The organism is Streptomyces sp. NPDC041200, assembly GCF_055591805.1.
Genome location: NZ_JBVIZF010000002.1, coordinates 501,207 through 514,406 on the forward strand (window position 1 = coordinate 501,207; position 13,200 = coordinate 514,406).

The 13,200-nt window shown below is 72.8% G+C and carries 7 protein-coding genes and 1 tRNA gene; 7 read left to right on the forward strand and 1 reads right to left on the reverse strand.

The annotated features are described in order from the left end of the window. The first annotated feature begins 60 nt into the window (after positions 1-60). From ACZ6CL_RS07485 to ACZ6CL_RS07510, 6 genes are all read left to right on the forward strand, one after another. Positions 61-1,623, forward strand: a complete 1,563-nt coding sequence (locus tag ACZ6CL_RS07485) for a DUF7059 domain-containing protein (RefSeq protein WP_468932350.1) — start codon at positions 61-63, stop codon at positions 1,621-1,623. A 158-nt stretch (positions 1,624-1,781) separates the two neighbouring features. Next, entirely contained in the window at positions 1,782-1,979 is a 198-nt protein-coding gene (locus ACZ6CL_RS07490; protein ID WP_385436268.1) for a hypothetical protein, read from the forward strand. A gap of 209 nt (positions 1,980-2,188) precedes the next feature. Continuing rightward, positions 2,189-5,119 carry a type I DNA topoisomerase gene (gene topA, locus ACZ6CL_RS07495; protein ID WP_468932354.1) on the forward strand — a complete coding sequence of 977 codons (2,931 nt, stop codon included), beginning with the start codon at positions 2,189-2,191 and terminating at the stop codon, positions 5,117-5,119. A 92-nt stretch (positions 5,120-5,211) separates the two neighbouring features. Then, positions 5,212-8,430: a dTMP kinase gene (tmk, locus tag ACZ6CL_RS07500; protein WP_468932357.1), complete on the forward strand. Its 3,219-nt coding sequence runs from the start codon at positions 5,212-5,214 to the stop codon at positions 8,428-8,430. 69 nt (positions 8,431-8,499) lie between these two features. Beyond that, the gene (locus tag ACZ6CL_RS07505; RefSeq protein ID WP_468932360.1) at positions 8,500-9,720 is read left to right on the forward strand and encodes a DNA polymerase III subunit delta'; all 1,221 of its coding nucleotides are present in this window, start codon (positions 8,500-8,502) and stop codon (positions 9,718-9,720) included. A gap of 226 nt (positions 9,721-9,946) precedes the next feature. Next, positions 9,947-11,494: an alpha/beta hydrolase gene (locus ACZ6CL_RS07510; RefSeq protein WP_468932362.1), complete on the forward strand. Its 1,548-nt coding sequence runs from the start codon at positions 9,947-9,949 to the stop codon at positions 11,492-11,494. A 64-nt stretch (positions 11,495-11,558) separates the two neighbouring features. On the opposite strand, the gene ACZ6CL_RS07515 is transcribed toward ACZ6CL_RS07510, so the two are convergent. Then, positions 11,559-11,632: transfer RNA gene (locus ACZ6CL_RS07515), tRNA-Thr, on the reverse strand. Between the two features lie 609 nt (positions 11,633-12,241). Between ACZ6CL_RS07515 and ACZ6CL_RS07520 the strand changes: the two genes are divergently transcribed. Then, positions 12,242-13,117 carry an RNA polymerase sigma factor SigF gene (locus ACZ6CL_RS07520; protein ID WP_468932365.1) on the forward strand — a complete coding sequence of 292 codons (876 nt, stop codon included), beginning with the start codon at positions 12,242-12,244 and terminating at the stop codon, positions 13,115-13,117. Positions 13,118-13,200 lie beyond the last annotated feature (83 nt).

The following is a 13,200-nucleotide window of genomic DNA, read 5'->3' on the forward strand; positions in this document are numbered from 1 at the left end:
TTGTCCACAGGCCACCGCCCGTCGTCGCCGACGGCCGGTGGTTGCCCCGACAATGGGGGCGTGAGTACGCACCAGCCCTCGTCCCGCCTCCCGATCCCCGACCCCGAGCGCACCGGCCGCCTGCGCGAAGCGCTGCTGGCCGCCTCGTTCACCGCTGACGGCCTGCTGGATCTGCTCGGCGCGTCCGCCTACGCCGCCCTGGCCCGCGGCGAGACCGTCCCCGCGCTGCGCGCCGCCCGGGGCGGCAGCCCGCTGGAGATCCTGGTGCGGCTCTTTCTGCTGCAGCGCCCGGTCCCCCACGAACGGGCGGCCGAGGCCCTGCCGGTGCCCGACTGCCTCACCGACGGCTGGCTCGTGCCGGACGGCTCCGAGGTGCGCGCGAGCGTGGATGTGCGCCCCTACGGCGGCCCCGAGGGCCAGGACTGGTGGATCGTCTCCGACCTCGGCTGCGCGGTCGGCGGCGCCGGAGGCATCGGCGGACCCGGCGGCGCCCGCGGGGCCGAGGACCGCGCGCGGCTCGTCCTCGGCGTCGGCGGCGCGTCCACCACGCTGGCCGGGCTCACCATCCGTACGCCCGTCAAGCGCGCCCTCGACCTCGGCACCGGCTCCGGCATCCAGGCGCTGCACGCGAGCCGGCACGCCGCCCGCGTCACCGCCACCGACCCCAATCCGCGCGCCTTGGACATGGCCCGGCTCACCCTCGCCCTGTCCGGGGCGCCGGAGCCGGATCTGCGCGAGGGGTCGCTCTTCGAGCCGGTCGGCGGCGAGACGTACGACCTGATCGTGTCGAACCCGCCGTTCGTGATCTCGCCCCGCTCGGCCGGGGGCGACCGGCTGGTCTACCGGGACGGCGGCATGGCCGGGGACGATCTGTGCCGCACCCTCGTCCAGCAGTCGGCGGAGCACCTCGGCGACGGCGGCTGGTGCCAGCTGCTCGCGAACTGGCAGCACGTCCAGGGGGAGGACTGGCGCGAGCGGCTGGCCTCCTGGGTGCCGCCCGGCTGCGACGCCTGGATCGTGCAGCGCGAGGTGCAGGACGTCGCGCAGTACGCCGAGCTGTGGCTGCGGGACGCGGGCGAGCACCTCGCCGGGCCCGAGGCGTACGCGGCGCGCTACGACGCCTGGCTGGACGAGTTCGAGGCGAGCGGGACCACGGCCGTCGGGTTCGGCTGGATCACGCTGCGCAAATCCGGCGCCGACCGGCCGTCGGTGACGGTGGAGGAGTGGCCGCATCCGGTGGAGCAGCCGCTGGGGGAGGCCGTGGCGGCCCACTTCGACCGGCAGGACTTCCTGCGCGCGCACGATGACGCGGCGCTGCTGACGGCCCGCTTCCGGCTCGCCGACGAGGTCGTCCAGGAGCAGGTCGGGCTGCCCGGCATGGAGGACCCCGAGCATGTGGTGCTCCGGCAGAACCGGGGCATGCGGCGCGCGACCAAGGTCGACACGGTGAGCGCGGGGTTCGCGGGCGTGTGCGACGGCACGCTGAGCGCGGGCCGGATCCTGGACGCGATCGCCCAGCTGCTCGGGGAGGACCCGGTGGTGCTGCGCGACCGCACCCCGGAGTCCATCCGGCTCCTGGTCGAACAGGGCTTTCTGCAGCCGGTGTCCGACGAGGTCCCGTAGCGCACGCGGGGCGTACGCCGGGGCGCGGGACGCGCGCCCCCTTGCCCCCGCCTGGCGGGAAGCCGCCTCCCGGGTGGTGAACGCGTCCGAAAAGGGCGGTCGCGCGCCGTTCACCCGGGGTTCGCGCGTACGCCTCCGGCGCGTGTCACGCTCCGGTCATGGAGAGCGGACCTGCGATCTTCGCCGGAACGGCATTCGTGTTGTTCGGCGCGGCCCTGCTGCTGTGGACAGCGGTGCGGCTGCGGCTGCGCGCGCCGGTCGCCGACGGTGTGAGTCCCGTCGCTTCCGCGACCCTTTCTCTTCTCTTCGCCGCCGCCTCTCTGGGCGGCGGGATCTGGTGCCTCGGTTACGCCTGACAGGGCGCCTTCCGTGAGGCTTGTGCCGGTCCGGGCGGCAGACAGGACGCTTGTCGGGTTACCGTTCGAGTGGCGTTGCGGGCTTTTTCCGTTTGACACGGGGGCGGGATGTACCGTCACACTCCGCAGCGTCACCGTAGAGGGCCGTGTACGCGTTACCCGCGCTGCAGCGCCCGTTCACCGAGCGTCGACCGGAGAGAAGAGCGAAGTTGTCCCCGACCACCAGCGAGACCGCACAGGGCGGCCGCCGACTCGTCATCGTCGAGTCGCCTGCCAAGGCGAAGACGATCAAGGGCTACCTGGGCCCGGGCTACGTGGTCGAGGCGAGCGTCGGGCACATCCGGGACCTGCCGAACGGTGCGGCCGAGGTCCCCGACAAGTACACCGGCGAGGTCCGTCGGCTCGGTGTGGACGTCGAGCGGGACTTCCAGCCCATCTATGTGGTGAACGCGGACAAGAAGAGCCAGGTCAAGAAGCTCAAGGAGCTGCTCGCCGAGTCCGACGAACTCTTCCTCGCCACCGATGAGGACCGGGAGGGCGAGGCCATCGCCTGGCACCTCCAGGAGGTCCTCAAGCCCAAGGTGCCGGTCCGCCGGATGGTCTTCCACGAGATCACCAAGGACGCGATCCGCGAGGCCGTCGCCAATCCGCGCGAGCTGAACAAGCGCCTGGTCGACGCCCAGGAGACCCGCCGCATCCTGGACCGCCTCTACGGCTACGAGGTGTCGCCGGTCCTGTGGAAGAAGGTCATGCGGGGGCTGTCCGCGGGCCGCGTCCAGTCGGTGGCCACCCGGCTCGTCGTCGAGCGCGAGCGCGAGCGCATCGCCTTCCGCTCCGCCGAGTACTGGGACCTGACCGGCACCTTCGCCACCGGCCGGGCCGGTGACGTCAGCGATCCGGGCACCTTCGGCGCCCGGCTGTCCGCCGTGGACGGCCGCCGGGTCGCCCAGGGCCGCGACTTCACCTCGCTCGGTGTCCTCAAGGACGGGTCGAGCGTCCTGCACCTGGACGAGGCGGACGCCCGCGCCCTGGCCGCCGCCCTCGCGGACACCGCCTTCTCGGTGCGGTCCGTCGAGTCCAAGCCGTACCGCCGCTCGCCGTACGCCCCGTTCCGTACGACGACGCTGCAGCAGGAGGCCAGCCGCAAGCTCGGCTTCGGCGCCAAGGCCACCATGCAGGTCGCGCAGAAGCTGTATGAGAACGGCTACATCACCTATATGCGCACCGACTCCACCATCCTCTCGGACACGGCGGTGGCGGCGGCCCGGGCGCAGGTCACGCAGCTGTACGGCGCCGACTACCTGCCGGACAAGCCGCGGTCGTACGCGGGCAAGGTGAAGAACGCGCAGGAGGCGCACGAGGCCATCCGCCCGTCGGGTGATCGTTTCCGCACCCCGGCGGAGACCGGTCTCACCGGTGACCAGTTCCGGCTCTACGAGCTGATCTGGAAGCGGACCGTCGCCTCCCAGATGAAGGACGCGGTCGGCAACTCCGTCACCGTCAAGATCGGCGGCCGGGCGAGCGACGGCCGGGACGCGGAATTCTCCGCCTCCGGTAAGACGATCACCTTCCACGGCTTCATGAAGGCCTACGTGGAGGGCGCCGACGACCCCAACGCCGAGCTGGACGACCGCGAGCGCCGTCTGCCGCAGGTCACCGAGGGCGACCGGCTCACCGCGGAGGAGATCACCGCCGACGGCCACGCCACCAAGGCCCCGGCCCGCTACACCGAGGCGTCGCTGGTCAAGGAGCTGGAAGAGCGCGAGATCGGCCGTCCGTCCACGTACGCCACGATCCTCGGCACCATCCTCGACCGCGGCTACGTGTTCAAGAAGGGCACCGCGCTGGTGCCGTCCTTCCTGAGCTTCGCCGTGGTCAACCTGCTGGAGAAGCACTTCGGACGACTGGTCGACTACGACTTCACGGCGAAGATGGAGGACGACCTCGACCGCATCGCCCGCGGCGAGGCCCAGGCCGTGCCGTGGCTCAAGCGGTTCTACTTCGGTGAGAGCGCGGAGGGCGTCGACGGCGGTGACGCGGGCGAGAGCGTCGCGGCCGAGGCCGGGAACGGCGACGGCGACCACCTCGGCGGCCTGAAAGAGCTGGTCACCGACCTGGGCGCGATCGACGCCCGGGAGATCTCGTCCTTCCCGGTGGGCGACGGGATCATGCTGCGCGTCGGCCGCTACGGCCCGTACGTCGAGCGCCCGTCCCAGACCGAGGGCGAGACCGGCCACCGCGCCGACGTCCCCGACGACCTGCCGCCGGACGAGCTGACCGTGGCGTTCGCGGAGGAGCTGCTCGCCAAGCCGAGCGGCGACTTCGAGCTGGGCACCGACCCGGAGACCGGGCGCCCGATCGTCGCCAAGGACGGCCGCTACGGTCCGTACGTCACCGAGGTGCTGCCCGACGACACCCCGAAGACCGGCAAGAACGCGGTCAAGCCGCGCACCGCCTCGCTCTTCAAGTCGATGTCCCTGGACACGGTGACCCTCGCGGACGCGCTCAAGCTGATGTCGCTGCCGCGCGTGGTCGGTACCGACCCCGAGGGCACCGAGATCACCGCGCAGAACGGCCGCTACGGCCCGTATCTGAAGAAGGGCACCGACTCGCGCTCGCTGGAGAGCGAGGAGCAGCTCTTCACCATCACGGTGGACGAGGCGCTGGCGATCTACGCGCAGCCCAAGCAGCGCGGCCGGGCCGCGGCCAAGCCACCGCTGAAGGAGCTGGGCACCGACCCGGTCAGCGAGAAGCCGGTCGTGGTCAAGGACGGCCGCTTCGGCCCGTACGTCACGGACGGCGAGACGAACGCGACGCTGCGCCGGGACGACGACGTCGAGACGATCACCGCCGAGCGCGGCTATGAGCTGCTGGCGGAGAAGCGTGCCAAGGGCCCGGCCAAGAAGACCGCCAAGAAGGCGGCGGCGAAGAAGGCCCCGGCCAAGAAGACGGCGGCGAAGAAGACCACCACCGCGAAGAAGACGGCCACCAAGACGGCCGCCAAGAAGACCGCGGCGAAGAAGACGACGACCGCGGCGAAGAAGGCCCCGGCCAAGAAGACGGCCGCGAAGACCACGGCGTCCAAGACGGCGGCCACCAAGACCGCCGCGGCCGAGAAGACGGCGGCCAAGGCCGAGTAACGACCGAGGTCGCCACCACGTCATCCGCGTGCCCCCGCCCGTTTGTTCGGCCGGGGGGACGTGGATTCACGTGATCCGGATAGGCTGGCGGGATGACGCGAGAGCAGCCTACGGACGTGCCCCCCACTTCCGGCGCCCTTGCCGCGGACTCCCGCGAGCGTGCCGTCCGAGCCCTCCTGCGCTATCCACCGCTACGACGGCTCTGGAGCGCCCAACTCGTCGGCGGCGCCGCCGACGCGCTGGCCGTGCTGGTGCTCGTGCTGCTGTCGCTGCAGGCCGCGGTAGCCGCCGGCTCCTTCGGCGGGGGCTATCGCGGCGCGGCGCTGGCGGTCGCGGCCGTACTGGGCATGCGGCTCCTGGCGACCCTGCTGTTCGGCGCGGTCCTCCTCGGCCCGCTCTCCGCGCTCATCGGTCCGTCCGGCCCGCTGGACCGCCGCTGGACCATGATCGGCGCGGATGGGCTGCGGCTCGTCCTGCTGCTCATCGCACCGCTGTGGATCGACTGGACGCCCGACGACGCCGTCGCCTGGCTGCTCATCACGACCTTTGTCGTGGGCGTCGCCGAGCGCTTCTGGACCATCGCCAAGGACGACGCGGCCCCCGCGCTGCTCCCCGCGCCGCCCGTCGAGGGCGCCGCCGTACGGCCGCTGCCGGACCACATGGACGCGCTGCGGCGGCTCTCGCTGCGGACGAACTTCCTCAGCGTGCCGCTGGCCGCCGCCGGACTTCTCGTTGTCATGCTCATCGGCAGGCTGCTGGGGACGGGCGTCAGCTGGTTCCACGCCCATCAGGCGGCGCTCGGCTCGTACGTCGGCGCCGGGCTGTTCGCCGCGTCCATCTCGGTCCTCTACTTCGTGGAGCTGCCCGGCGCGCAGACGCCCCGTACGCGCTCCCCGCTCGAAGGACTGCGCCGTCCGCGCGCCGCCTCCGGCACCGGTGCCGACAAGGGCCGCACCGGCGCCGCACCGCTGCTGATCCTCGCCTGCGCCGGAGTGGCGGCCGCGATCGCCGCGGCCGTCGGCGTCGCCGCGCTGCAGGCCGTCGATCTCGGCGGCGGCCCGGTCGGCTTCTCGCTGCTCGTCCTCGTTCTCAGCGGCGGCCCCGCGATCGGCATCCGCTCGGCGCCCAAGGTTCTCCCGGGGCTCTCGCGCCGCCGCCTGCTCGCCCTCTCGGTCGCGCTGACCGGCCTCGCGCTGCTCGCGGCGGGCCTGGTGCACGACGCGACGACCGTCCTGATGATCGCGCTGCTCGCCGGTCTGTCGGCCGGTGTCGCGGCGAACACCGGCCACTCCCTCCTGGACCAGGAACTGGAGGAGTCGCGCCGTCACCGGATGACCGAGCACCTGCACGCCATCGTGCGCATCGCCGTCGGGCTCGGCGCGGTCGTCGCCCCGCTGCTCGCCGCCGTGATCGGGCCGCACCGGCTCGGCAGCGGCGACTTCGTGTTCGCCCACGGCGGCGCGGCCTTCACGCTCATGCTCGTCGGCGCGCTGCTGCTGCCCATCGCCGCGCTGGTCCTCGGCCGCACCGACGACCGGCAGGGCGTCCCGCTGCGCCGCGATCTGCGCGAGGCGCTGCTGCGCGGCGGGGGCGCGGACGAGGCTCCGGCCGAGACCGGCTTCTTCATCGCCGTCGAGGGCGGTGACGGCGCGGGCAAGTCCACGCAGGTCGAGGCGCTGGCCGAATGGGTCAGGGCCAAGGGCCACGAGGTGGTGGTCACCCGCGAGCCGGGCGCGACCGCCATCGGCAAGCGGCTGCGCTCGATCCTGCTCGACGTCTCGTCGGCGGGGATCTCGCACCGCGCGGAGGCGCTGCTGTACGCGGCGGACCGCGCCGAACACGTCGACTCGGTGGTCCGTCCCGCCCTGGAGCGCGGCGCGGTCGTCATCTCCGACCGCTACATCGACTCGTCCGTCGCCTACCAGGGCGCGGGCCGCGACCTCGCCGCGACCGAGATCGCCCGCATCTCCCGCTGGGCGACCAACGGCCTGGTGCCGCATCTGACGGTGCTGCTGGACGTCTCCCCGGAGACCGCGCGCGAGCGCTTCACCGAGGCCCCGGACCGGCTGGAGTCCGAGCCCGCCGAGTTCCACCAGCGGGTCCGCTCCGGCTTCCTCGCCCTCGCCGCCGCCGACCCGGCCCGCTACCTGGTGGTGGACGCCGGACAGGTGCCGGAGGCGGTCACCACGGTCGTACGCCGCCGCCTGGACCAGATGCTGCCGCTGTCGGAGGCGGAGCTGAAGGCCCAGGAGGAGGCCCGGAAGGCGGCGGAGGAAGAGGCGCGCCGCAAGGCCGAGGAGGAGGCCGCCCGCAAGGCGGAGGAGGAGCGGCTGGAGCGCGAGCGCCAGGAGGCGCTGGCCAAGGCGCGCGCCGAGGAGGAGGAGCGCAAGCGCCGCGAGCTGGAGGAGGCGCGGCAGCGCGAGGCCGAGCGGCAGGCGGAGGAGGCCCGTAAGCGGGCCGAGGACGCGCGCCGCCGGGCCGAGGAGGACCGCAAGCGCATCGAGGCCGAGGACCGTGCCCGCGCCGCCGAGCAGGAGCGGCTGCGCCGCAAGGCGGAGGCGCAGGCCCTGGAGCGGGCCGAGGCGGCGGCGCGCCGCCAGGAGGAGCAGCGCAGGACGGAGGAGGCGCTGCTGCGGGCGGAGCAGGCGCGGATGGCGGCGGACGCTCCGACGGTGGAGACGGAGCTGCCTGCGGCGCCGGAGTCGGCCGAGGCGCCGGAGACGGCGGAGACGCGGGAGACGCGGGAGTCGGCGGGTGCGCCGGAGACGGCTGACGCGGCGGAGACGGTGCGGACGCCGCGCTTCGACCCGCGGACGGCCCGTGATCCCCGTGAGCGTGACGCTGACGGTCCGGGCGGGCCCGGTACTGACGAGACGGCCGTACTCCCGCCCGTGCCTCCCCGGCAGGACCCGGACGCCGAGGAGACCACGGTCCTTCCCCAGCCGCAGGCGCCGGAGCCGTCCGCTCCGGAGTCCTCCGCGACCGACGAGACGGCTGTCCTGCCGCCCGTACGGGAGGAGCGGCCCGCCGATCCGGCCGACCGGGTTCCGCCGTGGATGTTCCGTAAGGAGCGGCAGGAGCAGCAGGAGCAGGGCCAGGACCAGGGCCAGGAGATCGACCGTACGCGCGAGCTGCCGCAGTACGACCCGCACCAGGGCCAGCACCAGCAGCAGGGCCAGGACCAGCCGCGGCGTCGGCGCCCGCGTCCCGACTGGGCGGAGGAGACCCCGCTGGACGACCTCCCGACGCTCGCCGACGAACTCCTCGGCGACCGCGACGACGAGGGCGGCGGCGGTCGGCGTCGCCGCTGACCGCCTGGCGGCGTTGTCGGTGGGGTGTCCCACAATGGGACGCGTTGGGCACGAACGGCGGAGGCAGCCATGGCGGTATGGGACGACCTGGTCGGGCAGGACCGAGTAGCGGCCCAGCTGACCGCTGCCGCGAGCGACGCGGACGCGCTGGTCACGGCCGGTGCGTCGGCCGAGCCCGCCTCCGAGCCCATGGCGTCCTCGAAGATGACGCACGCCTGGCTGTTCACCGGACCGCCCGGCTCCGGCCGGGCCACCGCCGCCCGCGCCTTCGCCGCCGCGCTGCAGTGCGTGAGCCCCGACCGGGCGCTCGGCGCCGCCCCCGGCTGTGGCTTCTGCGACGGCTGCCACACGGCCCTGGTCGGCACGCACGCCGATGTGGAGGTGGTGCGTACGGACATGCTCACCATCGGCGTCAAGGAGACCCGCGAGCTGGTCCGCCGCGCCCAGCTCTCCCCCGCGGGGGGCCGGTGGCAGGTGATCGTCATGGAGGACGCCGACCGGCTCACCGAGGGCGCGGGCAACGTGCTGCTGAAGGCCGTCGAGGAGCCCGCGCCGCGCACTGTATGGCTGCTGTGCGCGCCCTCCCTGGAGGACGTGCTGCCCACCATCCGCTCCCGCTGCCGTCTCCTCACCCTCCGTACGCCCCCGGTGGACGCCGTCGCGGACATCCTCGTCCGCCGTGACGGCATCGACCCCGAGCTGGCCGCCTCCGCTGCCCGCGCCACCCAGGGGCACATCGGCCGCGCCCGCCGCCTGGCCACCGACGAGCGGGCCCGGACGCGCCGCAAGGCGGTGCTGAAGCTCCCGCTGCGCGTCGACGACGTGGGCGGCTGTCTCAAGGGGGCGCAGGAGCTGGTCGACGCGGCGGCCGAGGACGCCAAGCAGGTCGCGGAGGAGGTCGACGCCAAGGAGACGGAGGAGCTGCGCGCCGCGCTCGGCGCCGCCGCCGGTACGGGCGGGCGGCTGCCGCGCGGCACGGCCGGGGCCATGAAGGACCTGCAGGACCGCCAGAAGCGCCGCGCGACGCGCACCCAGCGCGACAGCCTCGACCTGGCGCTCACCGAGCTGACGGGCTTCTACCGCGACGTGCTGGCCCTCCAGCTCGGCTCCCAGGTCGCGCTCGCCAACACCGACGTACGGGACGCCCTGGAGCGGGTGGCCTCGGGTTCGAAGCCGGAGCGGACGCTGCGCAGGATCGAGGCGGTCTCGGCCTGCCGCGAGGCGCTGGACCGTAACGTGGCGCCGCTGCTGGCGGTGGAGGCGATGACCATGGCGCTGCGGGCGGGCTGAGCCCGGCGGGGCCGTGGCGCGCGTGCCCTCACCCGTGCGTCCCCCGCGTCCTCATCCCCGCGTCCTCATCCCCGCGTCCTCATTCCCGCGTCCTCATCCATGCGTCCTCACCCGTGTGCCCTCACTCGTACGAGTGAGGACGCGGGGGCATGGAACGTAGTCGGACGGATACCCTCCGTATCGCCGCCGACTCCTCGGCGGTGCCCGCGACCCGAGGGATCCGCCGATGGCCACCAGCCGTAGCAGCACGCTCACCACCATCGGCGTCGCCGTCGCAGGCGCCGCCCTGCTGTTCTCCGGCTGCTCCGCCGGAGCCTCGGCACCGGAGGCCGCCGCGTCCATGCCGAAAGCCGTCCCCACGGCCCTCAAGCCCTACTACGAACAGACCCTGAGCTGGCACAAGTGCCCCGGCGGCGCGGGCTTCGACTGCGCCACGCTCAAGGCCCCGCTCGACTACGCCCGGCCCGGCACCGGCCAGGACGTGAAGCTGGAAGTCTCCCGGAAGAAGGCCACCCGCTCCGCCCGTCGCATCGGCTCGCTCCAGGTGAACCCCGGCGGCCCCGGCGGCTCCGCGATCGGCTACCTGCAGAGCTTCGCGGCGATCGGCTACCCGGCGGCGGTCCGCGCGCGGTACGACCTGGTCGCCATGGACCCGCGCGGCGTGGCCGGGAGCGAACCCGTCACCTGCCTGAACAACCGGCAGATGGACGCCTTCACCCGGACCGACCAGACCCCCGACGACGCCGCCGAAACCCGCCGCCTCGTCGCCGCGTACAAGAAGTTCGCCCGCGGCTGCGCGGCCCGCTCCGGCCGCCTCCTCCGCCATGTCTCGACCGTCGAGGCGGCGCGCGACATGGACCTGCTGCGCGCCGCCCTCGGCGACCGCAGGCTCGCCTACGTCGGCGCCTCCTACGGCACCTTCCTCGGCGCGACCTACGCCGACCTCTATCCGGCCCGCGTCGGCCGCCTCGTCCTCGACGGCGCCCTCGACCCCACGCTGACCTCCCGGCGCATGAACCGCGACCAGACCGCCGGTTTCGAAACCGCGTTCACCGCCTTCGCCCGGGACTGTCTCCGGCGCTCCGGCTGCCCCCTCGGCACCGGCACCGTGGCCGACGCCCGCAAGCAGCTCAGCGCCCTCTTCCGCCGCATCGACTCCCGCCCGGTCCCCACCGGTGGCTCCCGCGCCCTGACCGAATCCCTCGCCACCATCGGCGTGATCACGGCGATGTACGACGAGGGCGCCTGGCCCCAACTGCGCACCGCCCTCCGCGCGGCCCGGCGCGGCGACGGCGAGGGCCTGCTGAACCTCGCCGACCTCTACTACGAGCGCGACACCGACGGCTCGTACGCCAACCTCATGTACGCCAACCCCGCCGTCAACTGCCTCGACCTGCCACCGGCCTTCCGCACCCCCGCCGACGTCCGCACGTCCCTCCCCGCCTTCGAGAAGGCGTCCCCCGTCTTCGGCAGGTCCCTGGCCTGGTCCGCCCTGAACTGCGGCTACTGGCCCGTCCCCGCGACCGGCCGCCCCCACTCCCTGCGGGCCAAGGGCGCCGCCCCCATCGTCGTCGTCGGCACCACCCGCGACCCCGCCACCCCGTACCGCTGGGCCCGCGCCCTCGCCTCCCAGCTCACCTCCGCCACCCTCCTCACCTACGACGGCGACGGCCACACCGCCTACGCGCGGGGCAGCCACTGCGTCGACACCGCGATCAACACCTACCTCCTCACCGGCCGCACCCCCACCCCCACCCACCGCCGCTGCACCTGACCGCCCGGCGGAACCCACGCAAAAAGCCCAGGTCACACGGTGTGTGTGACCTGGGCTTCAGGTGAGCCGCCTAAGGGAATCGAACCCTTGACCTACGCATTACGAGTGCGTCGCTCTGGCCGACTGAGCTAAGGCGGCATGCTGGTGCCTGATCGGCAGCAGCAGCTTCGCCAAGTCTACACAGTCTCGGGGGGTGCTCCGTACGAGGTTCCGGGGCGACGGAGTTCGGCTCAGCCGCCTCCTCCGCCGCCACCGCCTCCGCCGCAGCCACCGCCGCCTCCTCCGCCACCTCCGCCGCAGGACGAGCTTCCGCCGCAGGAGGAGCCGCCGCCGCAGGACGAGCCTCCGCCTCCTCCGGTCCACCAGCTGCCGGAGCCGCGGCCGCGTCGGTTGCCGCTGAGGGGGGTGTCGTTTGATTCGGATTTAGCCGCTTTGGCGAAGAATGCGACGATCACCACGAAGGTCGCGACAATCATCAACACGCTGAACAGGGGGCCCATCTGGCTCTCACCTTCCTTAGCCGATCACCGTCGTAGACGAGTTGGGGAAGGCCGGTGGTTCGCCGTGGGGTGGTGCTCTTCGGGCGGGTAGCCCAATGGGGCGGGCCTCTACGTCAGTTGGGGGTTGAAGTGCGCAGGTCGTCTGCGGCGTCTCTATATCGCTCCAGGAAAATGGGCATGGGGGTGTGAATGGCGGGTAGGCGGGTCCTCGTTCAGCTGCAACAAGCCGAAGGGCAGGGAGGGCGAAGTGAACGGCACGGCTACCGTGGATTCGTCGGAGCTGGCGGCAGGGGAGGCTGAGCGGACGTGCGAGGTGGCAGGGCTGCCGGCCGTAGCGGACCCGACCAAGGTGACGCCACAGGACGCTCGAGCGCTGACCAAGGTCTTCCTTGACCGGCTGACCGAGTTGGAAGAGGGCACGCACGACTATCAGTACGTGCGCAACACCCTGATCGAGCTGAATCTCTCGCTGGTGCGGTACGCCGCCCGGCGGTTCCGGAATCGCTCGGTGGAGATGGAAGACGTCGTTCAGGTCGGGACGATCGGCCTGATCAAGGCGATCGACCGGTTCGACCTGAGCCGCGAGGTGGAGTTCACGACCTTCGCCGTTCCGTACATCGTCGGTGAGATCAAGCGGTTCTTCCGTGACACGAGCTGGGCGGTGCATGTGCCGCGTCGGCTGCAGGAGTTGCGGATCGACCTGGCCAAGGCGAACGAGGAGCTGTTCCAGCGGTTCGACCGGTCGCCGACGACGACCGAGTTGGCCGAGCATCTGGAGCTGAGCGAGGAGGAGGTCCTCGACGGGCTGGTGGCCAGCAATGGTTACAGCACCTCGTCGCTGGACGCGCCCGCCGATCCCGAGACCGGTACGACCCGCGTCACCACGTACGCGGACCGGATCGGTGAGGTCGACCCGGCCATGGAGGTCGTGGAGAACCTGCACGCTCTCAAGCCGTTGGTGGAGCAGCTCGGTGAACGGGACCGGCGCATCCTCCAGATGCGGTTCGGCGAGGAGATGACGCAGTCCGAGATCGGCGCGGAGCTGGGTGTCTCGCAGATGCATGTGTCGCGGCTGCTCACGAAGTCGCTGACGCGGCTGCGGCGTGGGATGTTGGCCGACTAGGGCTGGGGTAGGGCTGGGGCGCTGCTTGTCCTGGCTGCTCGCCCTAGCGGCATATGAGCGGTATCTGAGTGGGGCCCGACCGG